We start from the raw sequence: 26,622 nt of genomic DNA, 5'->3' as shown, positions 1-26,622 counted from the left end.
CTTGACGCTTGCTCAGCCCGTGAACTTCACGTCGGTGATGGCCTGCTTGTAGCCGGCTCCGCTGTAGCTGTCCCCGTCCGCGTGCGGCAGGGCCGTGAGCCAGAGCAGCACATAGCGGGTCTTGACGGCCTTGGTGACCTTCACTGTCGCGGAGGTCCCGGTCGTCGTCATCGTTCCCATTTTCGTCATCGAGCTCACGGGCGTCGACGAGCTCAAGGAGTCCGTCGCATACAGCGTGATTGTTGTGTGGTCGCCGGGGTACCGCAGCCCTATCGACGCTGCCGACACGGTCTGCGCCGAGCCGAGGTCGTAGACGATGCCCACGCCGGGCTTGAAGGCCGGGTTCATGTCCGGGCCGTCTACGAAGCTCTTCGTCCGCCAGTACGTCGAGCTGTCGTTGTCATACGTCTTGGCCACGTCGTCCGGCGCCTGGGCGTCCCCCTTGGCGACGTACTCCTGAGCACCCTGGATCTTGATCTGCGCGAGCGGCTTGGGCGTGATGCCGCCGTTCTTGTCGTTCCCGTCCGTCGTATGCGTCTGGTTCGTGTTGTCGGACTTCTTGCCCTGGTCCATCAGGGCTTCCGCGAGTTGCCAGCTGCCCAGGCCCAGCGCCGCGATCAGCAGCGCGGAGACCGCCCACTTGAGGGCCTTGCCCGTGCGGCTCTGCAGTGGGGGCGGCGGGGCCGGTACGGGCTGGGTGATGCCCGGGTGGGCCGCGGGGCGGCCGTACGTGCCCTGCTGGTACGTCGTGCGCTGGTAGTCGGGCGGCGCTGTGAACGAGGGCTCCGGCGGTCGGATGCGGGGCATCTCACCGATCGCCTTGACCAGTTCCTCGGGCGTGGTGCACGGGGCCTCGTGGCGGGAGGCGGTGGCACCGTCGTTGGCGAGCGCCCGCATGGCGAGTTCGGACAGACCGCGGTGCACGCCGGCGCGCACCTGGTCGGGGGCGATCAGACCGACGCCCTTGGGCAGCCCGGACAGACCATAGGCGTCGTCCTCGTAGGGCCAGCGCTGGGTGAGGGCGGCGTACAGGAGCGCGCCGAGGGCCTCCGTGTCGGTGCGCAGCGGGGTGTCGGAGCTGATGCCGCGCAGGGCGGCGTTCACCGCGAGGCCGCGGATGCGCCACTGGCCTGAGGAGGTGCGCAGGATCGTGCCGGGGTTCAGGCGGAGATGGGAGAGGCCCTCGCGGTGGGCGGCGGCCATGGCTTGGGCCACCTGGGTGACCATCTGGTAGGCGTCGTGGGCTTCCAGCGGTCCGGTGACGAGCAGTGTGGTCAGTTCGACGGCGTCGGGCAGCCATTCGTGCACGACATAGACGAGGTCGTTCTCCTCGACCGCGTCCAGGACCTGCACGAATCGCGGGTCGCCCAGCAGCGCGGAGGAGCGGGCCGCGGCCAGCACGGAACGCGCCCTGGTGTGGTCCGAGGGAAGCACATGAATGCCGACGGCGCGGCGGAGTTTCTCGTCCACCGCACGCCAGCTGCTGAATCCGTCCAGACGGGTGACGCATTCCTCGAGACGGTAGCGTCTGGCGAGCTTGTGGCCACTGTGCAGCTCGGGTGGTGAGGCCTTCCCGGGACGCTCGGTCCCGCCGCTACCCTGCGGCTCGTCGCTGTCCGTGTCCCGCTCCCGGTCCTGGGCCACCCCGTCGGACGTGGACTGGTCCGCCTTGGCGGTCAGCGGCTCGTCACCGCTGTTGTCTGCCACGTCGACGGCAGCCGTGCTCCGTTCCGCCACCGTCGTACCTGCCTCCCCATCCGTTGCCCGCTGTCCGACGCAGAAACCAATTGTGCCCACAGTCCGCCGCTATGCACGACACACGGCGGCGGACAATGGTTGTGCGCGTACCCCCGCCTCAGCGCCCCAGGCGCCCGCGGACCATGCCGACCATTGAGTTGAGTTCCTCGATGCGCATCTTGCGTGCGGCGACGTAGAAGACACCGAGAAGCAGGGCGCCACCGCCGACGAGGGCGGCCAGCGAGCCGGCCACCCCCTGCCCCAGCGTGTGGCCGATCTCGTAGCAGGCCGCTCCGCTCAGCAGAGCGGCCGGCATCGAGGCGATGCCGAGCCGTGCGTACGTCCGCAGCACCCGGGCGCCGTCCAGGTCGCCGCCCAGCCGCTTGCGCAGCCGGGCCCAGGCGACACCGACGCCGATCGCGTACGCGAGGCCGTAGGAGCCGGCCATGCCGATCACAGCCCAGCGGGCCGGGAGGACGAAGTAACAGACGGCGGAGGCCCCCGCGTTCACGGCGGCCACGATGACCGTGTTGTAGAAGGGGGTGCGGGTGTCCTCGTACGCGTAGAAGGCGCGGAGCACGACGTACTGCACGGAGTACGGGACGAGGCCGAGGCCGAAGGCCATCAGCATGTAGCCCATGTTGGTGGCCTCGCTGGTGCCCGACGAGCCGAAGATCAGGGTGCACATCGGGATGCCCAGCGAGACGAACCCGAAGGCGATCGGCACGATCGCGACGGCCGTGGTGCGCAGGCCCTGCGAGATGTCGTCGCGGACGGCTCCGCCGTCGCCCTCGGCGGCCGAGCGCGAGATGCGCGGCAGCAGGGCGGCCATCAGGGAGACGGTGATGATCGCCTGCGGCAGCCCCCAGATCAGCTGGGCGTTGGCGTAGGCGGCGAAGCCGGTGCCGTCGACCGGGGAGTGCTTGCCCGCCGAGGTGGACAGCTGTGAGACGACGAGCGCGCCCGCCTGGTTGGCGAGGACGAACAGGACGGTCCACTTGGCGAGCGTCGCGGCCTTGCCGAGGCCATGGCCCTTCCAGTCGAAGCGCGGCCGCAGCCGGAAGCCGGTCTCGCGCAGGTACGGGATCATCGCCAGGGCCTGTACGACCATGCCGAGCAGCACGCCGATTCCGAGCAACCGCTGCCCCTCCGGCGGGATGTTCGTCACCTTCATCCCGGAGTTGCCCGCACTGCCGTACACCCAGATGAACGCGCCGAGCGTCACGATGATGACGATGTTGTTCAGGACCGGGGTCCACATCATCGCGCCGAACTTCCCCCGTGCGTTGAGGACCTGCCCCATCACCACGTGGATGCCCATGAAGAAGATCGAGGGCAGGAAGTAACGGACGAAGGTGACGCCGACCTCGTTGGCCGCCGGGTCGCTGGCGACCGAGTCGGACAGCAGGCGGATCAGGAAGGGCGCCCCCAGGATGGCGACCACGGTGAGCCCACCGAGCGCCACCATGACCAGGGTCAGCAGCCGGTTGGCGTACGCCTCGCCGCCGTCCTCGTCCTCCTTCATCGCGCGCACCAGCTGCGGCACGAAGACGGAGTTGAGGCCACCGCCCACGGTGAGGATGTAGATCATCGTCGGCAGCTGGTAGGCGACCTGGAAGGTGTCGCCGAGGAGGCCGACGCCCAGCGCGGAGACGATCAGCGCTGAGCGGATGAACCCGGTCAGCCGGGAGACCATCGTGCCCGCCGCCATCACGGCGCTGGACTTCAGCAGGTTCGAAGCCCGCCCGCCCTTCTTCCCTTCGGGCGCGGGTGGCGCGGCGGGCTCGGCGGTCGCCTCGGGCGCGGCCGCCGGTGCCGCATCGGCGGCCGGCGAAGGGGCGGCGTACGTCCGCTCCTGCGGGGACGCCTGGGCGTGGGCCGGTGCCGGGTACGGCCCTGCCGGGCCAGGTCCCTGAGCCGGTGCGGGGCCCGGTACGGACGGCTGCCGCACGTACGGCCGTCCGCCGCCCTGCTCCTGGTCCCTGAACAGGTGCGCGAAGGCATCCGGCTCGTGGCGCTCCTCGCCGGCCTGGGTGACGAGGTCGTCGACGCCCACGAACTGAGTGGTGCGGGGGTCGTCGCCGTACGGCAGGTACTGCGACGGTCCCTCCGGCTCGGGCGCCGGCGGCTGTGCCCATACGCGAGGGTCGGGGGTGTACTGGGGGGTCGGCGGCTGGGCGTACAGGGGCTGCTGCGGCTGGTACGGGCCGGGGGGCGGCGGGGGGTGCGCGGCGCGGTCGTAGAGCGCCTCGGTCACCGGGTCCTGAGCAGAGAGGTCGTGCGCCTGGTAGGGGTCCTGGTGGTAGGCGTCCTGGAGATACATGTCGGCCGGGGGCTGCAGCGGTACCTGATCGGGCTGATGCGGTGGCGGACCCTCGGGGTAGCCCGAGCTGCCCACGGCGCCCTGCTCGCGGTCACCGTCGTACGGCGCGTTCATGGTTACCCCACCTCGTTGTCCCCGGGCCCTTGGCCACGACATCGCTCAACGGTCCACTCTCTCACCCGTCCCGGACGGGTCGGCGCTTTCCGGTGCGGTGTCCGGCCCCGGGTCACTCGGGTGCTCCGGGTCGCCTGCCCCGGTCTCCGCGTCCGACTCCTGGGCGGGTGCCGCCGCGGATCCTGCGGTGTCCCCAGTGTCTACGGTGCCGTCGGCGGCCCTGTTCAGACCCCCGTCGTCCGCGTGCTGCGGTTCGTCCTGCCGCTCCTCCTCGGCCTGCCGTGCGGCCAGGCGCTTGCGCTGGGTGTACATGCGGAACCCGGCGAGCACCAGCAGCAGGACACCACCGGCGATGACGAGCATCACCGTGGGGGTGATCTCGGTGACGTTCACGTCGAAGGTGATCGGAGGGCCGTACGCCTGCCCGTCCTCGGTGAAGAGCTGGGCGACCACCGCGGCCCGGCCGTTGGCGTTGGCCGTGGTGGTGAACTTCACGGACTGGCTGTGCCCGCCCGAGACGGAGATGGGCTGCTCGGAGTAGGGGCCGTTGCCGATCTTCAAACGCGTCGGCTGCTGGGAGGTGAGCCGCAGGACCAGGTGGTCGACCCCCTGCATGAGATTGTTCTGCACCGTCACGGGGATGGTCGCGCTGCGGCCGGAGAGCTTCGTCTCGGACTTCTGGATCAGCCGCACCTGGTCGGTGAGCCCGTCGAGGTACGACTCGACGTCCTGGCGGAAGGCCGAGGCCTCGGAGGCGTGCCCGCGCCACGAGGTGGACATCGCGCGGTCTATGGCGCGCCCGAAGGGGGTGACCACTCGTGCGGGGTCGGTCAGGATCACCTTGAAGCTGTCGAGCTTGTCCTGCGTGTTCTCGATCTGCTCGAACGCGGACGGGGGAAGCTCCTGCCTGCGCAGCGATGAGGGGTAGCGGGACGCGGCCGGCACCTTCGTCGTGGCATCCGGGTCCGGCTTGGCCTTGGCGGCCGCCGACAGATCGGCCGACTCCGACCAGTGGCTGCCCTGCAGGGCCGTCAGCGCCTCCGCCATCGACTGGGCCTGGCTCGCGGACGGCATCCGAGAGGGAGCGACCACGATGCTGCGCTGTTTGTCCGGCTCCTCGAGGTTGATCATCAGACTCTGCGCCAGGAAGTCCTGCACGGCGAGGGTGGAGCTCGCGGCCGAGGTCATGTCGCCGTCGAACGCGCTCGACAGGCCGTCGTCCGAGACCACCGCCGTGGTGCCGCCCCCGATGGGGCGCGCGGCGGTGGGCGTGTAGGACAGGCCGCGGGTCTCCTGGAGGCTGTCGCTGCGGGCGATCACCTTGTCGGCGCCGGCAGAGGTGGCGACCTTGATGATGGAGGGGTCGATCGCGCCGTCCACGGGCCAGGCGAAGTCCGTGTCGGATTTCACGTGGAGGATGGTCTCCACGGTGCTCGCGGCGACGTCCGTGGCGTCCTTGAGGTGGCTGAGGGAGCCGGTGACCTTCCTGCCGTTGTGGGCGAGCGAGGCCAGGTCGGGGTCGCCGTAGGGCAGAGCGACGACCTCCTTGTTCTGGACCGCCTTCTGAAGGTCGGCGAGCCACTGCTTGGCGACCGCCTGGCTCCTGCCCGCCGTGACCTTGTCGTCGGCGCCTTTGATGCTGTAGCTGCCCGCCATCGCGTCCACGGAGGCGAGCAGGTCGGGGTCGATCACCCAGGTGACGTCGAGGTTGCTGCCCTGTGAAAGGAGCTGCGAGAGACGGCCGCCCGGGGAGATCTCCTTGGCCAGGTCGTCGTTCTGGAAGACGGGTGTCTGCTGCTGGTTGGGGAGGGTCTCCGCGGTCATGTGGACATCGGAGACCAGCGGCCACAGGAACGTCGTCTGCGTCTTGGCGGCGGCGTCGTCGGGCTGCCAGGGAAGGAACGTCCGCTGGATGCCGAGCACCTGCTCGTAGGGTTGCGCGGCGGTCTGGCCGGAGAGTGAGACGCCGAGCGGGTAGACCCCGCCGGAGCCGAGGTCCAGCTCCTTGACGGGCACGGAGATGCTGAATTCCTGGGTGGCTCCGGGCGCGAGCTGGGCGAACTTCTCGACGTACTTGCCGCCGACCTCGGTGCCGTCGACGCCCGGCAGGTAGCGGGTGCGCCGGGCGACGCTGTCGATGGACGCGCGGTTGGTCAGCTCCTGGCCGACGCGCAGGCCCACGTGGGCGTCGGTGACGGCCTGCTTGCCCTTGTTGGTGACCGTGCCGGAGACGGTGAGGGTGTCGCCGTCGGTCGGCGCGCTGGGGCTGAGCGAGTCGAGGGAGACGGTGACCGCTCGGGAACTACCGGCCTCCACCGCGGCGCTCCTGGCGGCGGCGTGCGCGGCCGGGCCGGCGGGCAGTTGCAGCAGGCCGGCCAGCAGGGGTGCGCCCGCGAGTAGCGCTCCGGTACGCCGGAGCCACCGGCGGGCAGGTGAGGAACTCATCCCCTGGAAGTCTGCCGCCTCGGCCACGCGCTCGCCCGTCCCTCGTCGTCAGTGGTCGTCGGAATGTGCGTCCCCGCATGGTAACGATGCGCGTGGAAGGGAAGTGCCGCGGTCCGCACCACAAGATCGGAAAGGGAGCGGGGCCGTCCCGTCATGGCGGGGACGAGGAAGGCCTCCGCCACTGACTGTTTACGTTCGTTCACGCAACGCTTCAGCGGGTTTAATGCGGGCGCCCGCCATCGCCCGGGACACGTACCCTTTTCTGTTGTGCCGAACGCCAACGAAGACAATCCCCGTGCCCTGAGTCAGGTACAGCAGCGCGCTGTGAGCGAACTGCTGCGGGTCTCCCCTGTCGCCGACGACCTCGCCCGCCGCTTCAAGGAGGCGGGCTTCTCGCTCGCTCTGGTCGGTGGCTCGGTGCGGGACGCCCTCCTCGGTCGGCTCGGCAACGACCTGGACTTCACGACGGACGCCCGCCCCGAGGACGTCCTGAAGATCTTGCGGCCGTGGGCGGACGCCACATGGGACGTCGGGATCGCCTTCGGCACGGTGGGGGCCCAGAAGGACGCCCGCGTCGGAGACGCTGTCCAGCGCTTCCAGATCGAGGTGACGACGTACCGGTCGGAGGCCTACGACCGGAGCTCGCGCAAACCCGAGGTGTCGTACGGCCACTCCATCGAGGAGGATCTGGTCCGGCGCGACTTCACGGTCAACGCGATGGCTGTCGCGCTGCCCGAGAAGGAGTTCATCGACCCGCACCGGGGGCTCGACGATCTCGCCGCCCGGGTGCTGCGCACCCCTGGGACCCCCGAGGAGTCGTTCTCGGACGATCCGCTGCGGATGATGCGGGCCGCCCGCTTCGCGGCCCAGCTGGACTTCGAGGTGGCTCCCGAGGTCGTCACGGCCATGAAGGACATGGCCGGGCGCATCGAGATCGTCTCTGCCGAACGCGTACGGGACGAGCTGAACAAGTTGATCCTGTCCGCCTACCCGCGCAAGGGGCTGACGCTGCTGGTCGAGACGGGGCTCGCCGATCACGTTCTGCCGGAGCTGCCCGCTCTGCGGCTGGAGCGCGACGAGCACCACCGGCACAAGGACGTCTATGACCACACGCTGATCGTCCTGGAGCAGGCGATGGCGCTGGAGCAGGACGGACCCGATCTGGCGCTGCGGCTCGCCGCGCTGCTGCATGACATCGGAAAGCCGAAGACGCGCCGTTTCGAGAAGGACGGCCGTGTCTCCTTCCACCACCACGAGGTGGTCGGCGCCAAGATGACCAAGAAGCGGATGACAGCGCTGAAGTACCCCAACGAGCTGGTGAAGGACGTCTCCCGTCTGGTCGAACTGCACCTGCGCTTCCACGGCTACGGCATGGGAGAGTGGACGGACTCGGCGGTGCGCCGATACGTCCGTGACGCGGGCCCGCTCCTCGACCGTCTCCATAAGCTGACCCGCTCGGACTGCACGACCCGCAACAAGCGCAAAGCGGCCGCGCTCTCCCGCGCGTACGACGGCCTGGAGGAGCGCATCGCCCAGCTCAAGGAGCAGGAGGAGCTGGACGCGATCCGCCCTGACCTGGACGGCAACCAGATCATGGAGATCCTGGGCGTTGGTCCGGGGCCCGTGGTCGGTCGTGCGTACAAACACATGCTGGAGCTGCGCCTGGAGAACGGCCCGATGGGGCATGACGCTGCGGTGGCCGCGCTCAAGGAGTGGTGGGCCGAGCAAAGCGAGGGATGAGGGAACGGGGTCATGTTTCACGTGAAACATGACCCCGCAACGTCACCACGGCTCGCGTGAAGGGGCGATGTTTCACGTGAAACATCGCCCCTTCGTCTGTGCCGTGGGTCGATCTACTTCTTGAGCTCGTTCAGACAGAGCACGATGTCGTGGCCGCCGCCGTACTGAATGTACGAGATCGTCGCGTCCTTGACGCCCTGGCACTTGTTCTCGTCGCTGCTGCCGTCAAACTTCTGGACGACCTTGTACTGGGCGTTGCTCGAGGAGCAGTCGACGTCCTTGAGGTCAGGCTTGGAGTCCGTGCCGTCGTTGTGCATGCAGGAGCCCACAGACGTCGTCTCCGCGTCGTCGCGGGCCAGGAACCAGCCCGCACCGAACTTGATGACGCCGATGACGACGGCGACGACTACGGCGCCGACGACTATGGCGCCGACGATTCGTACCGCCTTCTTGCCGGCGCGCTTGCCCGGGCCCGCCTGCGGCAGCGGCGCCGGAGCACCCTGCTGCTGGGGGAAGCGGGGATACGGATGCTGCTGAGGGTATCCCTGCTGCTGCCGGTACGTCTGCTGCGGCGGATAGGGCTGCTGCGGAGCGTACGGCTGCTGCGCGACTCCCGGCTGGCCGAGCTGCTGCCCCATGGGCACGGTGGGCTGCTGGGCGTACGGATTCGTACCCTGGGGCGGCGGAGTGGTCACTTTCGGGGTCCCCCTCGAACGCGGGTGCGCATGGCGCGAAATAAGACGCCCGTAAGCTATAGGTCCGCACTGACAACCTTGAACTCGCCTGGGGCGCCGTAGCCTTGATGTGACACTTACGGGCGCTCAAAGCGGGACATAGGCAGAGCAACTGCTGCATAGACTACGGCGACCATGACGACCAAAGCCGCTGATCGGCCGTCAGGAGGCAGCATCAAGGCGGCGACCGCGGCCGCGCCGACGAAGGCAACGTTGAAGAGCACGTCGTAGACCGAGAAGATCCGGCCGCGGAAGCCGTCGTCGACCGAGGACTGAACGATCGTGTCGGTGGAGATCTTCGCGCCCTGTGTGGTCAGCCCCAGGACGAACGCGGCCACCAGCATGGGTTCCGCGGCGAACGGCAGGCCGAGCGAGGGTTCCAGTACGGCGGCGGACCCCGCGCAGACCGCGATCCAGCGGCCGGGACCGAGACGCCCCGCCGCCCACGGCGTCATCACCGCCGCGGCGAAGAACCCGGCCCCGGAGATGCCCAGCGCCAGTCCCAGCAGGGTCAGCCCCTGGCGCGGATTCGCGGACAGGGCGTAGCGGCACAGCATGAGCAGCAGGACGAGCAGCGCGCCGTAGCAGAACCGCATCAGGGTCATCGCGGTGAGCGCCCAGGCGGCCTCCCGGCGCGGAGGTGCCGTGAGATGCCGTACACCGGCCACCAGATCCCGCGTGGTGCCGACCAGCACGGCGCCGAGGCGCGGCTGCACCGCGTCCCCGTCCGGTCCCAGCGCTCGCGGAGCGAGGCTCAGCGATACGAGGGCCGATCCCAGATACAGGAGCGCACCCAGCAGCACCACCGCGGCATCGGAGTCGGCGATCACCAGCCGTACGGCGAAGGCGAGTCCGCCACCCGCGGTGGCGGCGAGCGTGCCCGCCGTCGGCGAGAGCGAGTTGGCCATCACCAGGCGTTCGGCGTCGACCACCCGGGGCAGCGCCGCGGACAGTCCGGCCAGGACGAAACGGTTGACCGCGGTGACGCACAGCGCGGAGACGTAGAAGAGCCAGTCCGGTACATGGCTCACCATCAGGACGGCGGTCGCGCAGGCCAGCAGGGCGCGCAGCAGGTTGCCGTGGAGGAAGACCTGGCGGCGCCGCCAGCGGTCCAGCAGGACCCCCGCGAAGGGGCCGACGAGGGAGTAGGGCAGGAGCAGCACGGCCATGGCGGAGGCGATGGCGGTGGCCGAGGTCTGCTTCTCGGGGGAGAAGACCACGTACGTGGCGAGCGCGACCTGGTAGACGCCGTCGGCCCCCTGGGACAGCAGCCGTACGGCGAGCAGGCGCCGGAAGCCGCTGAAGCGCAGGAGGACGCGGAGATCGCGCACGACGGACATGGGGCACAGCCTCACATACGTGCGGGGTCCCCGGGCAGAGACCCGGGGACCCCGCACGGGCACGGGAGCGAGGTCAGCGTTCGACCTCGCCCCGGATGAACTTCTCGACGTTCTCGCGGGCCTCGTCGTCGAAGTACTGGACCGGCGGGGACTTCATGAAGTACGAGGACGCGGAGAGGATCGGGCCGCCGATGCCCCGGTCCTTGGCGATCTTCGCGGCGCGCAGGGCGTCGATGATGACACCCGCGGAGTTCGGGGAGTCCCAAACCTCGAGCTTGTACTCCAGGTTCAGCGGGACGTCGCCGAACGCGCGGCCCTCAAGGCGGACGTACGCCCACTTGCGGTCGTCGAGCCAGGCCACGTAGTCGGACGGGCCGATGTGGACGTTCTTCTCGCCGAGGTCCCGGTCGGGGATCTGGGAGGTGACGGCCTGCGTCTTGGAGATCTTCTTGGACTCCAGGCGCTCGCGCTCGAGCATGTTCTTGAAGTCCATGTTGCCGCCGACGTTCAGTTGCATCGTGCGGTCCAGGATGACGCCCCGGTCCTCGAACAGCTTCGCCATCACGCGGTGCGTGATGGTGGCGCCGACCTGGGACTTGATGTCGTCACCGACGATCGGCACGCCCGCCTCGGTGAACTTGTCCGCCCACTCCTTGGTGCCGGCGATGAAGACCGGAAGGGCGTTGACGAAGGCGACCTTGGCGTCGATGGCGCACTGGGCGTAGAACTTCGCCGCGTCCTCGGAGCCGACCGGCAGGTAGCAGACGAGGACGTCGACCTGCTTGTCCTTGAGGATCTGGACGACGTCGACCGGCTCCTCGGCGGACTCCTCGATGGTGGCGCGGTAGTACTTGCCGAGACCGTCGAGGGTGTGGCCGCGCTGGACCGTCACGCCGGTGGACGGGACGTCGCAGATCTTGATGGTGTTGTTCTCCGAGGCGCCGATGGCGTCCGCCAGGTCGAGGCCGACCTTCTTGGCGTCCACGTCGAACGCGGCGACGAACTCGACGTCACGGACGTGGTAGTCACCGAACTGGACGTGCATCAGACCCGGGACCTTGGACGCCGGGTCGGCGTCCTTGTAGTACTCGACTCCCTGCACCAGTGATGCGGCGCAGTTGCCCACACCGACGATGGCTACGCGAACCGAACCCATTCCGGTTGCTCCCTGTGTGTACGAGTGAGGCCCCGACCGGGCCTCACGTGGTGGTGTCGTCGGACGGATCCGGCCGGGTGATGTCCCGGTGCCGGGGCAGGCCGCCCGTCGCTCCATGTGTGCTGTCAGGAGCGGAGCCGTCGGCAGTGGAACCGCTGAGGTCCCGTCCGGCCCGCTCACTTTCGATGAGCTCGTTCAGCCAGCGCACTTCGCGCTCCACGGACTCCATCCCGTGGCGCTGGAGCTCGAGGGTGTAGTCATCGAGGCGCTCCCGGGTGCGCGCCAGGGAGGCACGCATCTTCTCCAGACGCTCCTCCAGTCGGCTGCGGCGGCCCTCCAGGACGCGCATGCGCACGTCACGGGACGTCTGTCCGAAGAAGGCGAAACGAGCGGCGAAGTGCTCGTCCTCGTACACGTCGGGGCCCGTCTGGGAGAGCAACTCCTCGAAGTGCTCCTTGCCCTCGGGTGTCAGCCGGTAGACGATCTTGGCGCGCCGCCCGGTGAGCGGAGCGGCGCCGGCGTCGTCGGAGACGCTCCCCGACTCCTCGATCAACCAGCCGTTGGCGACCAGCGTCTTGAGGCAGGGGTAGAGCGTCCCGTAGCTGAACGCGCGGAACACACCCAATGACGTATTGAGCCGTTTGCGCAGTTCGTAGCCGTGCATCGGGGACTCGCGGAGCAGGCCGAGGACGGCGAACTCGAGGATCCCGGAACGCCGGCTCATGTGCGCCTCCCTCCTGTCGCTGACTCGCCCGCACGGTCTTTATGCCGCGCTGATGTATCGACTCGATACATCATCACGATAGAACGCCTCTCCGAGCGCGACAAGAGGGGGCACGGTGAACGGGGTCACATCACCGATTCGTAGGAGGCAAGTTGCCTGGTTTCGGGTGAAGTTCGGACCTCCGTCGGTTTTGGCGGTGCGTAGTCTGTGCGGCATGCACACCACCGGGAACCGAGTGACCTATGGGGGACGTCCTCGTCCTCGGTGCAGTACGGGTGAATGCCGAAACGACCGCATCCGTACTTCGGGGGGACCGGAAACCAGCCGCCGTTTCCAGGCGCGCCAGGATGCGCCTGCCCGAGGAGTAATCGTTCGATGAGCGAGCACCGTCGCAAACCGCCGCAGCCGCAGGGAGGCGGACGTGCCGCGGCCCGACGCGGTCAGTCGGCGTCCCCCGGCCGCCGCGCGGCACCGCGAGGCGCCACCGGGTCTCCGTCCGCCCCCTACGGAACAGGAGGTGAGGAGCGCCCGTACGGTGGCCGAGCCGAGGCCCGGCGGGCGGCCCAGAGAAACGCGGGCGGCCGGCGCAGAGCGGCCGACGGCGCGAGCCGAGGCAGGGGCGCTGCTCCGGCCAAGAAGCGCTTCATCGACTACCCGCGTGCGGGCAAGTACGGCGTCGCACGCTGGCTGCCCTCGTGGAAACTGGTCGCGGGGCTGTTCATCGGTTTCATAGGGAGCCTGGTGGCGGTGGCGGGCGTCGGATACGCGATGGTGAGCGTGCCGGACGTCGCCAAGACCGCGCAGTCCCAGAACAACGTCTACTACTGGGCCGACGGCAGCCAGATGGTCGCCACGGGTGGCGAGACCAACCGGCAGATCGTCAACCTGTCGCAGATCCCCAAGGCGATGCAGTACGCCGTCATCTCCCAGGAGAACAAGACCTTCTACACCGACAGCGGCGTCGACCCGAAGGGCATCGCCCGGGCCGTCTTCAACATGGCCACGGGCGGTCAGACCCAGGGTGGCTCAACCATCACCCAGCAGTACGTGAAGAACGCGAGGCTGGACGACCAGTCACAGACGATCTCCAGGAAGTTCAAGGAGATCTTCATCGCGATCAAAGTGGGGGCCACCGTCAAGAAGGACGACATCCTGGCCGGCTACCTGAACTCCGCGTACTACGGGCGGAACGCCTACGGGATCGAGGCCGCCGCGCACGCGTACTTCAACAAGTCCGCCATCGATCTGGACCCCGGCGAGTGTGCCTTTCTGGCGGCGATGCTCAAGGGCGCCACGTACTACGACCCGGCAGGCGCCACGTCCATCGACCCGAAGAACGCCACCCCCCAGGCTAACCAGAAGCGTGCCACCCTGCAGATGCAGGACACCCTCAACAAGATGGTCCAGTACGGGCACCTGAGCGCCGCGGAGCGCGCCAAGTACACGACGCTTCCGCAGGTCCAGAACCCGCGGTCGAACACCCGGCTGAGCGGCCAGATCGGTTACCTCGTCGACCTGGCCAACAGCTACCTGGTCACCCACAGCAGCACGACCCACATCACCCAGGACAAGCTGCAGCAGGGCGGGTATCAGATCCACACGACCTTCGAGAAGAAGAAGGTCGACGAGCTCGAGGCCGCGGTCAAGACCGTCCAGAAGGCCAACATCAAGCCCGGCCTACGCCCGAACACGGATAAATACGTTCAGTTCGGTGGCGCGTCCGTGGACCCGACCAGCGGTGCGATCAAGGCGATCTACGGTGGTGAGGACGCGACCAAGCACTTCACCAACAACGCCGACTCGACCGGTGCACAGGTGGGGTCGACGTTCAAGCCGTTCGTGCTGGCGGCGGCGATGAAGTGGGGCGTCCGAAACCCCGACCTCGGACCGGAGCAGGCTCAGGACGAGCGCACTGTCGTCTCACCGAAGAGTCTCTACAGCGGCAAGAACAAGCTGAAGATCAAGGAGTACAACGGGGACGTCTGGAAGAACGAGAAGGGTCAGGAATGGCTGCAGACGAACGACGGCAACGAGTCGGTGGGCGACCCGCCCGCCTACAAGATCGACCTGCGTGAGGCGATGCAGTTCTCGGTGAACACCGCCTACGTGCAGCTGGGCATGGACGTCGGCCTCGACAAGGTGAAGCAGACCGCCCTGGACGCCGGCATCCTGGAGGGCAGCCTCGCCAGCTCGAACTATCCCTCGTTCTCCATCGGTACCTCCTCCCCGAGCGCGATCCGCATGGCCGGTGCCTACGCCACCTTCGCGGCGAGCGGCAAGCAGAACGACCCCTACTCGGTCGACTTCGTCAAGAGCAAGGACGGGCCGGTCTTCGAACACCGCAAGCAGGCCAAGGACGCGTTCACCGCAAAGGTCGCCGGCAACGTCACGGACGTCCTGAAGACCGTGGTCGACAAGGGCACTGGTACCGCGGCGAAGCTGCCGGGACGCGATGTGGCAGGCAAGACCGGTACGACGGACGGCAACAAGTCCGCCTGGTTCGTCGGGTACACCCCGCAGCTGTCCACCGCGATCAGCATGTTCCGCATGGACGACAACGAGTCCAACAAGAACCGCACGTTCCTGGAGATGTATGGAACGGGCGGGCAGAAGGAGATCCACGGTGCCTCCTTCCCGGCCGAGATCTGGCACGACTACATGGAACAGGCGCTCAAGGGTCAGCCCGCGAAGTCGTTCCCGACGCCGGAGCCCATCGGTACGGTCGTCAACGACACCCCGAGCCCGAGCGTGACCCCGACGCCCACGCAGAGCGTCACGCAGAGCCCGACGCCGAGCGCGACGCCGAGCCCGTCGCTGACCTCGTCCTCGCCCTCGCCGAGCGACACCTGCGGCTTCTGGGGCAACAGCCCCTGCAACGGCAACGGAGGGGGCAACGGGAACGGCGGAACGGGCCCGGGCGGCACCGACGCGGGCGGCACGGGCGGAGTGACCTCTTCGCCGACGGAGTCGACCGGCACCGGAAACACCCGGGGCAACGGCAACGGAGGGATCTTCGCCGGGCCGAACGGGTAGTCGTCACCGGTTGTGTTTCACGTGAAACACTCCGTTTCACGTGAAACATCGCCCGAAGAGAGCCGTCACACCGACCAGGTGTGGCGGCCCTCGGCGTTTTCCTGGCCGGATACGGCAGGATGAGCCTCATGCCCAGTGCAGAGACGACGCGCGTGAGCGTGCCCCAGTCGGATGTGGTGCGGCCGACCAGGGAAGACGAGGTCGCCGCGGCCGGCAGCGAGCTGATCGGCGGGCCCGTCGGACGGCGCTCCCTGCTCGGGACGTCCCGGTGGACGCCCGTGCGGATCGTGGTGCTCGTCGCGATCGGCATGTTCGCCCTCGGCATGGTCCAGAAGCTGCCCTGCTACGACAGCAGCTGGTTCTTCGGCGCCAGCTCGCAGTACACGCACGCCTGCTACTCGGACATCCCGCACCTCTACCAGGGGCGCGGCTTCGCCGACGGGCTCGTGCCCTACTTCGACAAGCTCCCGGGCGACATGGACTACCTCGAGTACCCGGTGCTCACCGGTGTGTTCATGGAGGTCGCCTCCTGGATGACTCCGAGCGGCGGCGGCATCCAGGCCCGCGAGCAGACCTACTGGATGGTCAACGCCGGAATGCTCATGGTGTGCGCGGCGGTCATCGCCGTGTGCACCGCCCGCATCCACCGCAGGCGCCCCTGGGACGGCCTTCTCGTCGCCCTCGCGCCCGCCTTCGCGCTGACCGCGACCATCAACTGGGACCTGCTCGCCGTGGCCCTGCTGGCCGCCGCGATGCTGATGTGGTCACGTGGCCGGGCCCTTGCCTTCGGCGTCCTCGTGGGGCTCGCGACGGCCGCCAAGTTCTACCCGTTCCTGGTGCTCGGACCGCTCCTCGTGCTGTGCTGGCGGGCGGGCAGGTGGCGGGAGTACGGGACCGCCGTCCTGGGCGCCGTCGGCGCGTGGCTCGTGGTCAACCTGCCGGTGATGTGGCTCGCCCCCGAGGGCTGGTCCAAGTTCTACCGCTTTAGCCAGGAGCGCGGGGTGGACTTCGGGTCCGTCTTCCTGTTCGTCTCGCGCTGGTTCAACATCGACATCACCGGGGACACCGCCAACACCTACGCGCTGATCATGATGGTGCTCGCCTGTGTCGGTATCACCGCGATGACGCTGACCGCTCCGCGTCGCCCGCGCCTCGCCCAGCTCGCCTTCCTGATCGTCGCCGCGTTCATCCTCACCAACAAGGTCTACTCGCCGCAGTACGTGCTGTGGCTGGTCCCCCTCGCCGCACTCGCCCGGCCGCGCTGGCGGGACTTCCTGATCTGGCAGGCCTGCGAGCTCGCGTACTTCCTGGGGATCTGGACGTACCTCGCGTACACGACCAGCGGAGACGCCCACAAGGGCCTGCCGACGGACGGGTACCAGCTCGCCATCGCCGTCCACCTGCTGGGGACGCTCTACCTGTGCGCCGTCGTCGTACGCGACATCTTCCTGCCGGAACGGGACATGGTGCGCCGGGCCGGCGACGACGATCCGTCCGGCGGCGTACTGGACGGTGCGCCGGACGTCTTCGCGCTCGGAGCCGCAGCCCATCCGCCTCGGCACGCGGCGCATTTCGAGGGGACGCAAGTGGACTGGGGCAGCCGCGGCGGGCAACCGGCTGACGACGGGTCGCGCTGAGCGAACCGGCGCCGGGCCGTCACGGACAAGGCCGTACACGAGCTTCGTGTACGGCCTTCGTCGTGCTTCCCGCTCTGTGCTCAGCGGTCGACGAGCCGGTCGACCTGCGTCGTCGTGTGCCGCAGATGGGCCACCAGCTCATCGCCCACCTTCGGCTCCGTGGCGTCCGCCGGGATGAAGAGGATCGAGACCTGCATGTGCGGCGGCTCGGCGAACCAGCGCTGCTTGCCCGCCCAGACGAACGGCGACAGGTTCCGGTTCACCGTCGCGAGGCCGGCCCGGGCCACTCCCTTGGCACGCGGCATCACGCCGTGCATGGCCTTGGGGGCCTCCAGGCCCACCCCGTGCGACGTCCCGCCCGCAACGACGATCAGGAAGCCGTCGGAGGCCGCCTTCTGCTGCCGGTAGCCGAAGCGGTCGCCCTTGGCCACGCGCGTCACGTCCAGGACCGCCCCGCGGTACTCGGTGGCCTCATGGTCCCCGAGCCACAGCCGGGTGCCGATGCGGGCGCGGAAGCGGGTCTGCGGGAACTGCTGCTGCAGCCGGGCCAGCTCATCGGCCTTGAGGTGGCTCACGAACATCGTGTGCAGCGGCAGCCGGGCCGCGCGCAGCCGGTCCATCCAGCCGATGACCTCCTCCACGGCGTCGGAGCCGTCGGTACGGTCCAGCGGCAGGTGGATGGCGAAGCCTTCCAGGCGCACGTTCTCTATGGCCGTGTGCAGCTGCGGCAGCTCCTGCTCGCTGACCCCGTGGCGCTTCATCGAGGACATGACCTCGATGACCACCCGGGCGCCCACGAGCCCGTACACGCCGTCCACGGACGACACCGAGCGGATGACGCGGTCCGGCAGCGGCACGGGTTCCTCGCCCCGCCGGAACGGCGTCAGCACCAGCAGGTCGCCGCCGAACCAGTCCTTGATCCGGGCCGCCTCGTACGTCGTGCCGACGGCGAGCATGTCCGCGCCGAGGCGGGTGGCCTCCTCCGCCAGCCGCTCGTGGCCGAACCCGTAGCCGTTGCCCTTGCAGACGGGGACGAGCCCCGGGAACTGCTCCTGCACGTGCTTGTGGTGTGCCCGCCAGCGCGCGGTGTCGACGTAGAGCGTGAGCGCCATGGCCGGTCCCGGAACCTTTCTCGTGGCTGCCGTGTGTCAGAGGTCTGAGAGGGAATTGTGACGGATCCGCCGGACTGACGGGCTGGTCCGGGCCGCTCGGGCGGCCCGGCGCGGGGGCTCCGGCGTCAGCGGCGCGACATGTAGATGTCGAGCGCCTTGTGGAGCAGCTTGTTGAGCGGGAAGTCCCACTCGCCGAGGTACTCGGCCGCCTGTCCGCCCGTGCCCACCTTGAACTGGATCAGGCCGAAGAGGTGGTCGGTCTCGTCCAGAGAGTCGGAGATGCCGCGCAGGTCGTAGACGGTGGCGCCGAGCGCATAGGCGTCGCGCAGCATCCGCCACTGCATCGCGTTCGAAGGCCGTACCTCACGGCCGATGTTGTCGGAGGCTCCGTAGGAGTACCAGACGTGGCCGCCGACGATCAGCATCGTCGCCGCAGACAGGTTCACACCGTTGTGGCGCGCGAAGTACAGCCGCATACGGTTGGGGTCCTCGCTGTTGAGGGCCGTCCACATGCGCTGGAAGTACGACAGCGGGCGGGGCCGGAAGTGGTCGCGCACCGCGGTGATCTCGTACAGGCGCTGCCACTCCTCGAGGTCGTGGTAGCCGCCCTGGACCACTTCGACGCCCGCCTTCTCGGCCTTCTTGATGTTGCGGCGCCACAACTGGTTGAAGTCCTTGTGGACCTCTTCCAGGGACCGGTTGGCGAGCGGCACCTGGAAGACGTACCGCGGCTGCACGTCGCCGAAGCCGGCGCCGCCGTCCTCGCCCTGCTGCCAGCCCATCCGGCGCAGCTTGTCGGAGACTTCGAATGCGCGCGGCTCGATGAAGTCGGCCTCCAGGTCACGCAGCCGCTTGACGTCCGGGTCCTGGATGCCCCTCTTGATGGTCTCCGCGTTCCACCGTCGGATGATCACCGGCGGGCCCATCTTCACGGAGAAGGCGCCCTGTTGCTTCAGGTGCGCGAGCATCGGCTGGATCCAGTCCTCCAGGTTCGGCGCGAACCAGTTGATCACCGGACCCTCGGGCAGATACGCCAGATAGCGCTTGATCTTGGGCAGCTGCCGGTACAACACCAGACCGACGCCCACCAGTTCGCCGCTCTTGTCGAACCAGCCGAGGTTCTCGGAGCGCCACTCCGCCTTGACGTCTGCCCAGGCCGGGACCTGCATGTGGCTCGCCGCCGGCAGGCTCTGGATGTACGCCAGATGCTGCTCGCGACTGATCGTCCTCAGGGTCAGGCTCATTCGGGGCGCTCCTCGGGCTGGTGTGTCCCCATGGGTACAGGGGCTCCGGCTCTCGCGCCGAAGCCTACTGCGCCCCGCGAGCGCCCCGACTGGCCCTACGCAACCTGTGCGTCCGGCGGGTCGCCTCACGGCCCCGCCGGCCGCACCGCGGCCCGACGGTCAGTGGCCGACGACCCCGCCGAAGAGACCGCCGTGGGCCATGCCCAGGAAGAAGCCGACGGCCGAGGCACCGAGCCCCAGGATCAGGCCGAAGCGCTCTCGGGTCGTCACGGAGATGTACTGCCCGTAGGCGCCGGTGAAGATCCCCACCAGGCCGGTCCAGGAGCTGATCAGATGCAGGTCCTTGGACACCAACGCCGTCACGAAAGCCGTGACACCGAGCACCAGGGTCACCACGAGCAGGGTGTCCTGGACGGGGTGGGCCTTGCCGTCCGTGGCGAAGAGGGAACCGGTGGTGTTGGGTCGCAATACCTGTGCCATGGGGCACCTCCTGCGGAAGGCGGCGCATCGTAGCGCCATACACACCCGATGTGTACAGATTGACGGCCTCCGGGGCCGGATTTCAACCGGAAGCACGTGTGCGGGTACTCTGTACCGTCTGCACCGGTGTCTGCCCAGGCACAGCCTGGTCAACCGTCGACTGGCCTCCGATTGTCAGTGGCGGCTGATTTACTGACAGGCACGGTTGCGTACGCATCACAACCCTCCTGCCACGGAACGACCGTGGCCGCTGAGTCCGAAGGAGGTGGGTTCCACATGCGTCACTACGAGGTGATGGTCATCCTCGACCCCGATCTCGAGGAGCGTGCTGTCTCCCCGCTGATCGAGAACTTCCTTTCCGTCGTCCGTGACGGTGGCGGAAAGGTCGAGAAGGTCGACACCTGGGGTCGTCGTCGTCTCGCCTACGAGATCAAGAAGAAGCCCGAGGGCATCTACTCGGTCATCGACCTGCAGGCCGAGCCTGCGGTCGTCAAGGAGCTCGACCGCCAGATGAACCTGAACGAGTCGGTCCTCCGGACCAAGGTCCTCCGTCCCGAGACCCACTGAGCCTCCCGCTCAGCTGATCCCGGGATTCGAGTAGCAGCACCAGCAGCCAGCAGCAAACCCGCCGAGAGGTTCCCCCATGGCAGGCGAGACCGTCATCACGGTCGTCGGCAACCTTGTCGATGACCCCGAGCTGCGCTTCACCCCGTCCGGTGCGGCGGTCGCGAAGTTCCGCATCGCGTCCACTCCCCGCACCTTCGACCGTCAGACCAATGAGTGGAAGGACGGCGAAAGCCTCTTCCTGACCTGCTCGGTCTGGCGCCAGGCGGCGGAGAACGTCGCCGAGTCGCTTCAGCGAGGCATGCGCGTCATCGTGCAGGGCCGGCTGAAGCAGCGGTCCTACGAGGACCGTGAGGGCGTCAAGCGCACGGTCTACGAGCTCGACGTCGACGAGGTCGGCGCCAGCCTGCGCAACGCCACGGCCAAGGTCACCAAGACCGCCGGCCGCGGTGGCCAGGGCGGTTACGGCGGCGGTGGCGGCCAGGGCGGCGGCTGGGGCGGTGGCTCCGGCGGCGGTCAGGGCGGTGCTCCGGCCGACGACCCGTGGGCGACCGGCGCTCCCGCCGGCGGCCAGGGCGGAGGCGGCCAGGGCGGCGGCTGGGGCGGTGGCTCCGGCGGCGGTGGCGGCTACTCGGACGAGCCCCCCTTCTAGGCGGGCCGTACCCCACACTTCTTGATCACACAGGAGAAACACCATGGCAAAGCCGCCTGTGCGCAAGCCGAAGAAGAAGGTCTGCGCATTCTGCAAGGACAAGGTCACGTACGTGGACTACAAGGACACGAACATGCTGCGGAAGTTCATTTCCGACCGCGGCAAGATCCGTGCCCGTCGCGTGACCGGCAACTGCACGCAGCACCAGCGTGACGTCGCCACGGCCGTCAAGAACAGCCGTGAGATGGCGCTGCTGCCCTACACGTCCACCGCGCGCTAAGGGAAGGGTGACCGACTCATGAAGATCATCCTCACCCACGAGGTTTCCGGCCTCGGCGCCGCCGGCGATGTCGTCGACGTCAAGGACGGGTACGCCCGCAACTACCTGATCCCGCGGAAGTTCGCGATCCGCTGGACCAAGGGTGGCGAGAAGGACGTCGAGCAGATCCGTCGCGCTCGCAAGATCCACGAGATCCAGACCATCGAGCAGGCCAACCAGGTCAAGGCCCAGCTCGAGGGCGTGAAGGTCCGCCTGGCCGTCCGCTCCGGCGACTCCGGCCGTCTCTTCGGTTCCGTCACCCCGGCCGACATCGCCTCGGCGATCAAGGCCTCCGGTGGCCCCGAGGTCGACAAGCGCCGCATCGAGCTCGGTGCGCCGATCAAGACGCTGGGCGCCCACGAGACGTCCGTGCGTCTGCACCCCGAGGTTGCCGCCAAGGTCAACATCGAGGTCGTCGCGGCCTGATCGCTGCGCTCGGCTTGAGCAGTTCCGAAAGGGGCCGCACCTGTCACGGGTGCGGCCCCTTTCCAGTGGCCGGAGTCGTCACCGGGGCACGTTTCACGTGAAACGGTCAGCGCGTCGCGCCCGTCACGATCCAGCGACCGGAGCGGGCGCGCAGCCACAGCGTCAGCATGCGGATCATCATCATCAGCGTCATCGCCGCCCAGAGGGCGCTGAGTCCGCCGCCGAGCGTGGGGACGAGCAGGGCCGCGGGTGCGAAGACGGCCAGGGTGACGACCATCGCCCAGGCGAGGTACGGCCCGTCGCCCGCACCCATCAGGACTCCGTCCAGAACGAAGACGATCCCGCATACCGGCTGCGACAGTGCCACCATCAGCAGGGCGGGCAGTGCCGTGTCCTTCACTGCGGAGTCGCTGGTGAACAGTGGGAGGAACAGCGGCCGGGTCACGAGTACGAGCAGTCCGAGCACGAGGCCGGCGACGATGCCCCAATGCACCATGCGGCGGCATGCTGCGCGGGCGCCCCACGCGTCGTCCGCGCCGAGATAGCGCCCGATGATCGCCTGCCCTGCGATGGCGATCGAGTCCAGCGCGAACGCGAGCAGGCTCCACAGGGACAGGATGATCTGGTGCGCGGCGATGTCGGCGTCCCCAAGCCGCGCGGCGACAGCCGTTGCGATCATGAGGATCGCCCGCAGCGAGAGCGTACGGATCAACAGCGGTGCCCCCGCCTGCGCGCAGGCACGTATCCCGGCCGCGTCCGGCCGTAGCGAGGCGCCGTGCCGACGGGCGCCGCGGACGACGACGTACAGGTACGCGGCCGCCATCCCGCATTGCGCGGCGACGGTGCCCCACGCCGATCCCGCGATGCCCAGGGCCGCGCCGTAGACGAGCCCCGCGTTGAGGGCGGCGTTCGCCAGGAAGCCCGCGACCGCCACGTACAGCGGTGTCCTCGTGTCCTGCAGTCCGCGCAGCACGCCGGTGGCGGCCAGCACCACCAGCATCGCGGGGATGCCGAGTGCCGAGATCCGCAGATACGTGGTCGCATAAGGGGCCGCGGTCGGCGAGGCGCCGAAGAGGGTCACGATGCCGGGTGCCGTGGGCAGGACGACGGCGATGACGGCCGCTCCCAGCAGCAGCGCCAGCCAGATGCCGTCCATGCCCTGGCGGATGGCGGATCGTAGATCGCCCGCGCCGACGCGGCGCGCGACGGCGGCCGTGGTGGCGTAGGCGAGAAAGACGAAGATGCTGACGGCGGTGGTGAGAAGCGCCGAGGCGACGCCGAGGCCGGCCAGCTGCGCGGTGCCGAGATGGCCGACGATCGCGCTGTCGGCCATCACGAAGAGGGGCTCCGCGATGAGTGCGCCGAAGGCCGGAACGGCCAGTGCGACGATCTCCCGGTCATGCCGGCGTCCAAGGGCGCGGGGTGTCGCGGGAGCCTGTGTCATGGCCACCAATCAATCGTCCACAGGTAAGAGCTGCGATTGCGTTGTGTCCCTTACTTTAGACGCTGTGTCCCACCGCGCTGTCCACGGTCGGTGGCGATCTTGATCCGACTGGGGAAGTTTTTCTTCTGCACAAGCGGTGGACGGGAAACCTCCAGGTCAGATGGGTTCTTAGGAATCAGCTGAGGGCTTGTTCACAGAGCTGTCCACCGTGTCGTGCACAGGTTTCGCGGAGTTGTCCACAGCGATGGGCGTCTCGTCCACATGGCCTGTGGATAACCAGATTGGCTGACGGTGCCCAGGGGCCTAACGTGGTCCGGCGCCCACTCCCTCTCCGTCCTAGGACGACGCGCCCGGTCGACGCGTCTGAACCGGAGCTGGGCTTCTCGCTTTGTCAGTGTCGTGCCCTAGAACTGGGGTGCACGGCGAGGTCCGCGCGGCGGACGGGAGGAGGCGGCCCGGTGAGCATTTCCGAGCCCTTGGACGATCAGTGGGCCGACAGCGGCCCCGGCGATCGTGTCCCTGCCTCCCGCCGACGCGGCGAGGGCGGCCGGGGCCGTGACGAGCAGCACGACAGGGGGCCGGACAGCGGCGCGTGGGACGGAGGTGGCTCCGCCTTCGAGCGGGTGCCGCCGCAGGACCTGGACGCCGAGCAGTCCGTCCTCGGAGGCATGCTCCTGTCCAAGGACGCGATCGCGGACGTCGTGGAGATCCTCAAGGGCCATGACTTCTACCGGCCGGCACACGAAACGATCTACCAGGCGATCCTCGATCTGTACGCGAAGGGTGAGCCGGCCGACCCCATCACGGTCGCGGCGGAGCTGACCAAGCGCGGTGAGATCACCAAGGTCGGCGGTGCCTCGTATCTGCACACGCTGGTGCAGACGGTGCCGACCGCGGCGAACGCCGAGTACTACGCGCAGATCGTGCACGAGCGTGCGGTACTGCGGCGCCTGGTGGAAGCCGGTACGCGCATCACCCAGATGGGGTACGCGGCCGACGGCGACATCGACGAGATCGTCAACAGCGCTCAGGCCGAAATCTTCGCGGTGACCGAGCAGCGCACGGCGGAGGACTATCTTCCGCTGAGCGAGATCATGGAAGGGGCGCTCGACGAGATCGAGGCGATCGGCTCACGGTCGGGGGAGATGACCGGTGTGCCGACCGGCTTCACCGATCTGGACCAGCTCACCAACGGTCTGCACCCGGGCCAGATGATCATCATCGCAGCGCGTCCCGCGATGGGTAAGTCGACGCTGGCTCTGGACTTCGCCCGAGCGGCTGCCATCAAGCACAACCTGCCCAGCGTGATCTTCTCGCTCGAGATGGGCCGCAACGAGATCGCGATGCGTCTGCTGTCCGCCGAGGCTCGGGTGGCTCTGCATCACATGCGGTCGGGCACGATGACGGACGAGGACTGGACCAGGCTGGCCCGCCGTATGCCGGACGTCTCGGCCGCGCCCCTCTACATCGACGACTCGCCGAACCTGTCGATGATGGAGATCCGGGCGAAATGCCGTCGTCTGAAGCAGCGCAATGATCTGAAACTGGTCGTCATCGACTATCTGCAGCTCATGCAGTCCGGTTCCAAGCGGTCCGAGAGCCGGCAGCAGGAGGTCTCCGAGATGTCGCGAAACCTGAAGCTGCTGGCCAAGGAGCTGGAGCTGCCGGTGATCGCGCTGTCGCAGCTGAACCGTGGTCCGGAGCAGCGGACGGACAAGAAGCCCATGGTGTCCGACCTGCGTGAGTCCGGTTCGATCGAGCAGGACGCCGACATGGTGATCCTGCTGCACCGTGAGGACGCCTACGAGAAGGAGTCGCCGCGCGCGGGCGAGGCGGACATCATCGTCGGCAAGCACCGTAACGGCCCCACCGCGACGATCACGGTCGCCTTCCAGGGCCACTACTCCCGGTTCGTGGACATGGCACAGACCTGATCCGTCGTCTCCTGGTGAGGTGGCACCACGCAAATGGGCTCGACGCGGGACGGCATGCCGGGTGGACTGGGGCCATGACGACATCTCAGGAAGAGCTGCTTCCCGCAACGCGCCGGGCCCTGCTGCACCGGATCGCCGTGGCGCAGGCCCAGGGACGGGCGCCGTCACTGGTGGCAGCCGTTGTCCGGGGTGGGCGGACGGTGTGGCACGGTGCACGATCCTGCGTGGACGGCCATGCTCCGGACGGGAACGTGCAGTACCGGATCGGGTCCATCACCAAGACGTTCACAGCGGTTCTCGTCCTGCGGCTGCGTGACGAGGGGGTTCTGGATCTGGACGATCCGCTGGAGAAGCATCTGCCCGGCACAGGGGTGGGGGAGGCGACCATCGCCGATCTGCTCGCGCATACCGGTGGTCTCGCCGCGGAGTCGCCCGGGCCGTGGTGGGAACGGACGCCGGGAACGCTGCGGCCCGAGCTGGCGGACGTGCTGGGCGAGCATCCCTTGCGGCATCCGGTCGGGCGCAGGTTCCACTACTCCAACCCCGGCTACACGCTCCTGGGCGCGCTGGTCGAGGAGGTGCGCAGGGCGCCGTGGGAGGACGTTCTGCGGCGTGAGGTGCTGGAGCCGCTGGGGCTGCACCGGACCGGCGGTCGGCCGCAGTCACCGCATGCGGGCGGGTGGGCAGTGCATCCGTGGGCGGATGTGATGCTGCCGGAGCCTGCCGAGGATCTCGGGCGGATGGCTCCGGCCGGTCAACTGTGGTCGACCACCGGCGACTTGGCCCGTTTCGCTGTTTTCCTGGCGCAGGGTGACGAGCGGGTGCTGAGTGCGGAGTCCGTACGGGAGATGCGGACGCCTGCCGCGCCGCCCGAGGCGTCGGATGTGGTCGCGGGTTCTGCGTACGGTCTCGGGTTGCGGCTTCAGCGCCGGGACAGCCGGCTCCTGCTCGGGCATTCCGGTTCCCTGCCCGGGTTCCTGGCCGATCTCACGCTGAGTGTGGAGGATGACGTGGCGGCCGTCGTGCTGGCCAACTGTACGTCGGGGCCGGCTGTCTCCTCCGTTGCCGCCGACCTCGTGGCGATCGTGGCGGAGGCGGAGCCGCGGATCCCCGAGCCGTGGCGGCCGCTGCCCGATGTGGACCGGTCGGTGCTGGAACTGGTGGGGCAGTGGTACTGGGGCACGCAGGGATTCGTCCTGCGGCTGACGGCCGATGGGGGTGTCTCGCTGGAACCGTTGTCCGGTGTCGGTCGGCGAGCGCGTCTGCGGCACAACGGGGACGGCACCTGGACGGGACTGGACGGCTACTACGCCGGGGAGGTTCTGAAGGCGGTTCGGCGGCCGGACGGATCGGTGAGCCATCTGGACCTCGGGTCGTTCGTGTTCACGCGCCAGCCGTATGAGGAGGGGGCTCCCGTACCCGGCGGTGTGGACCAGGACGGGTGGAGGGGGATCCGGTAGGTCC

20 protein-coding genes are annotated in these 26,622 nt (G+C 68.6%); 9 read left to right on the top strand and 11 right to left on the bottom strand.

Features of this window, described 5'->3' with window-relative positions:
• Positions 1–12 precede the first annotated feature (12 nt).
• The 3 genes from AB0N14_RS10555 to AB0N14_RS10545 form a co-directional block, all read right to left on the bottom strand.
• Entirely contained in the window at positions 13–1,737 is a 1,725-nt protein-coding gene (locus AB0N14_RS10555) for a protein kinase family protein (protein WP_366025277.1), read from the bottom strand.
• Positions 1,738–1,855: 118 nt separating this feature from the next.
• Positions 1,856–4,174, bottom strand: coding sequence for a murein biosynthesis integral membrane protein MurJ (gene murJ / locus AB0N14_RS10550; protein WP_366025276.1), 2,319 nt, complete (start codon positions 4,172–4,174; stop codon positions 1,856–1,858).
• A gap of 45 nt (positions 4,175–4,219) precedes the next feature.
• Entirely contained in the window at positions 4,220–6,646 is a 2,427-nt protein-coding gene (locus AB0N14_RS10545; protein WP_366025275.1) for a DUF6049 family protein, read from the bottom strand.
• Positions 6,647–6,886: 240 nt separating this feature from the next.
• Between AB0N14_RS10545 and AB0N14_RS10540 the strand changes: the two genes are divergently transcribed.
• Positions 6,887–8,359: a CCA tRNA nucleotidyltransferase gene (locus tag AB0N14_RS10540; protein WP_366025274.1), complete on the top strand. Its 1,473-nt coding sequence runs from the start codon at positions 6,887–6,889 to the stop codon at positions 8,357–8,359.
• 113 nt (positions 8,360–8,472) lie between these two features.
• On the opposite strand, the gene AB0N14_RS10535 is transcribed toward AB0N14_RS10540, so the two are convergent.
• The 4 genes from AB0N14_RS10535 to AB0N14_RS10520 all read right to left on the bottom strand — a co-directional run bounded on the left by AB0N14_RS10535 (position 8,473) and on the right by AB0N14_RS10520 (position 12,313).
• Entirely contained in the window at positions 8,473–9,054 is a 582-nt protein-coding gene (locus AB0N14_RS10535) for a hypothetical protein (RefSeq protein ID WP_366025273.1), read from the bottom strand.
• A gap of 116 nt (positions 9,055–9,170) precedes the next feature.
• Positions 9,171–10,433, bottom strand: coding sequence for an MFS transporter (locus tag AB0N14_RS10530; RefSeq protein WP_366025272.1), 1,263 nt, complete (start codon positions 10,431–10,433; stop codon positions 9,171–9,173).
• Positions 10,434–10,506: 73 nt separating this feature from the next.
• Positions 10,507–11,589 (bottom strand): inositol-3-phosphate synthase, encoded by a 1,083-nt coding sequence (locus tag AB0N14_RS10525; protein WP_351601036.1) that lies wholly within the window; start codon positions 11,587–11,589, stop codon positions 10,507–10,509.
• A 43-nt stretch (positions 11,590–11,632) separates the two neighbouring features.
• Entirely contained in the window at positions 11,633–12,313 is a 681-nt protein-coding gene (locus AB0N14_RS10520; protein ID WP_366025271.1) for a helix-turn-helix transcriptional regulator, read from the bottom strand.
• Between the two features lie 375 nt (positions 12,314–12,688).
• Between AB0N14_RS10520 and AB0N14_RS10515 the strand changes: the two genes are divergently transcribed.
• Complete coding sequence (locus AB0N14_RS10515) at positions 12,689–15,346, top strand: transglycosylase domain-containing protein (protein ID WP_366025270.1); 2,658 nt, start codon at positions 12,689–12,691, stop codon at positions 15,344–15,346.
• Positions 15,347–15,474: 128 nt separating this feature from the next.
• The gene (locus tag AB0N14_RS10510) at positions 15,475–16,983 is read left to right on the top strand and encodes a glycosyltransferase 87 family protein (protein WP_366025269.1); all 1,509 of its coding nucleotides are present in this window, start codon (positions 15,475–15,477) and stop codon (positions 16,981–16,983) included.
• A gap of 80 nt (positions 16,984–17,063) precedes the next feature.
• On the opposite strand, the gene AB0N14_RS10505 is transcribed toward AB0N14_RS10510, so the two are convergent.
• From AB0N14_RS10505 to AB0N14_RS10495, 3 genes are all read right to left on the bottom strand, one after another.
• Positions 17,064–18,095, bottom strand: a complete 1,032-nt coding sequence (locus tag AB0N14_RS10505; protein ID WP_366025268.1) for an alanine racemase — start codon at positions 18,093–18,095, stop codon at positions 17,064–17,066.
• Between the two features lie 125 nt (positions 18,096–18,220).
• A complete protein-coding gene (gene femX, locus AB0N14_RS10500; RefSeq protein WP_366025267.1) occupies positions 18,221–19,339 on the bottom strand; it encodes a peptidoglycan bridge formation glycyltransferase FemX in 1,119 nt (372 codons plus the stop codon).
• Positions 19,340–19,498: 159 nt separating this feature from the next.
• The gene (locus AB0N14_RS10495; protein WP_366025266.1) at positions 19,499–19,819 is read right to left on the bottom strand and encodes a hypothetical protein; all 321 of its coding nucleotides are present in this window, start codon (positions 19,817–19,819) and stop codon (positions 19,499–19,501) included.
• 276 nt (positions 19,820–20,095) lie between these two features.
• Between AB0N14_RS10495 and rpsF the strand changes: the two genes are divergently transcribed.
• From rpsF to rplI, 4 genes are all read left to right on the top strand, one after another.
• On the top strand, positions 20,096–20,386 hold the full coding sequence (gene rpsF / locus AB0N14_RS10490; RefSeq protein ID WP_014673750.1) for a 30S ribosomal protein S6: 291 nt from the start codon (positions 20,096–20,098) through the stop codon (positions 20,384–20,386).
• Positions 20,387–20,462: 76 nt separating this feature from the next.
• On the top strand, positions 20,463–21,035 hold the full coding sequence (locus tag AB0N14_RS10485) for a single-stranded DNA-binding protein (RefSeq protein ID WP_366025265.1): 573 nt from the start codon (positions 20,463–20,465) through the stop codon (positions 21,033–21,035).
• Between the two features lie 43 nt (positions 21,036–21,078).
• A complete protein-coding gene (gene rpsR, locus AB0N14_RS10480) occupies positions 21,079–21,315 on the top strand; it encodes a 30S ribosomal protein S18 (RefSeq protein ID WP_003949403.1) in 237 nt (78 codons plus the stop codon).
• 18 nt (positions 21,316–21,333) lie between these two features.
• A complete protein-coding gene (gene rplI / locus AB0N14_RS10475; protein ID WP_030786327.1) occupies positions 21,334–21,780 on the top strand; it encodes a 50S ribosomal protein L9 in 447 nt (148 codons plus the stop codon).
• Between the two features lie 106 nt (positions 21,781–21,886).
• Here the strand turns inward: rplI and AB0N14_RS10470 are convergent, their stop codons facing one another.
• Positions 21,887–23,224, bottom strand: coding sequence for an MATE family efflux transporter (locus AB0N14_RS10470; protein WP_366025263.1), 1,338 nt, complete (start codon positions 23,222–23,224; stop codon positions 21,887–21,889).
• A gap of 458 nt (positions 23,225–23,682) precedes the next feature.
• Here AB0N14_RS10470 and dnaB point away from each other — a divergent pair, with 458 nt between their 5' ends.
• Complete coding sequence (gene dnaB, locus AB0N14_RS10465; RefSeq protein ID WP_366025262.1) at positions 23,683–25,158, top strand: replicative DNA helicase; 1,476 nt, start codon at positions 23,683–23,685, stop codon at positions 25,156–25,158.
• Positions 25,159–25,232: 74 nt separating this feature from the next.
• Positions 25,233–26,618: a serine hydrolase domain-containing protein gene (locus tag AB0N14_RS10460; protein ID WP_366025261.1), complete on the top strand. Its 1,386-nt coding sequence runs from the start codon at positions 25,233–25,235 to the stop codon at positions 26,616–26,618.
• Positions 26,619–26,622: the final 4 nt, after the last annotated feature.

The organism is Streptomyces sp. NPDC051104 (genome assembly GCF_040682835.1).
Taxonomy (GTDB): Bacteria; Actinomycetota; Actinomycetes; order Streptomycetales; family Streptomycetaceae; genus Streptomyces; species Streptomyces cynarae.
This window is presented reverse-complemented; position numbering and strand designations above follow the sequence as displayed.

Coding starts and splice junctions, on each gene's coding strand:
- rpsF (WP_014673750.1), top strand. CDS start 20,096: ATGCGTCACTACGAGGTGATGGTCATCCTCGACCCCGATCTCGAGGAG.
- AB0N14_RS10525 (WP_351601036.1), bottom strand. CDS start 11,589: ATGGGTTCGGTTCGCGTAGCCATCGTCGGTGTGGGCAACTGCGCCGCA.
- AB0N14_RS10510 (WP_366025269.1), top strand. CDS start 15,475: ATGCCCAGTGCAGAGACGACGCGCGTGAGCGTGCCCCAGTCGGATGTG.
- AB0N14_RS10530 (WP_366025272.1), bottom strand. CDS start 10,433: ATGTCCGTCGTGCGCGATCTCCGCGTCCTCCTGCGCTTCAGCGGCTTC.
- murJ (WP_366025276.1), bottom strand. CDS start 4,174: ATGAACGCGCCGTACGACGGTGACCGCGAGCAGGGCGCCGTGGGCAGC.
- rpsR (WP_003949403.1), top strand. CDS start 21,079: ATGGCAAAGCCGCCTGTGCGCAAGCCGAAGAAGAAGGTCTGCGCATTC.
- AB0N14_RS10470 (WP_366025263.1), bottom strand. CDS start 23,224: ATGACACAGGCTCCCGCGACACCCCGCGCCCTTGGACGCCGGCATGAC.
- AB0N14_RS10495 (WP_366025266.1), bottom strand. CDS start 19,819: ATGGCACAGGTATTGCGACCCAACACCACCGGTTCCCTCTTCGCCACG.
- AB0N14_RS10515 (WP_366025270.1), top strand. CDS start 12,689: ATGAGCGAGCACCGTCGCAAACCGCCGCAGCCGCAGGGAGGCGGACGT.
- femX (WP_366025267.1), bottom strand. CDS start 19,339: ATGAGCCTGACCCTGAGGACGATCAGTCGCGAGCAGCATCTGGCGTAC.
- rplI (WP_030786327.1), top strand. CDS start 21,334: ATGAAGATCATCCTCACCCACGAGGTTTCCGGCCTCGGCGCCGCCGGC.
- AB0N14_RS10505 (WP_366025268.1), bottom strand. CDS start 18,095: ATGGCGCTCACGCTCTACGTCGACACCGCGCGCTGGCGGGCACACCAC.
- AB0N14_RS10485 (WP_366025265.1), top strand. CDS start 20,463: ATGGCAGGCGAGACCGTCATCACGGTCGTCGGCAACCTTGTCGATGAC.
- AB0N14_RS10520 (WP_366025271.1), bottom strand. CDS start 12,313: ATGAGCCGGCGTTCCGGGATCCTCGAGTTCGCCGTCCTCGGCCTGCTC.
- AB0N14_RS10460 (WP_366025261.1), top strand. CDS start 25,233: ATGACGACATCTCAGGAAGAGCTGCTTCCCGCAACGCGCCGGGCCCTG.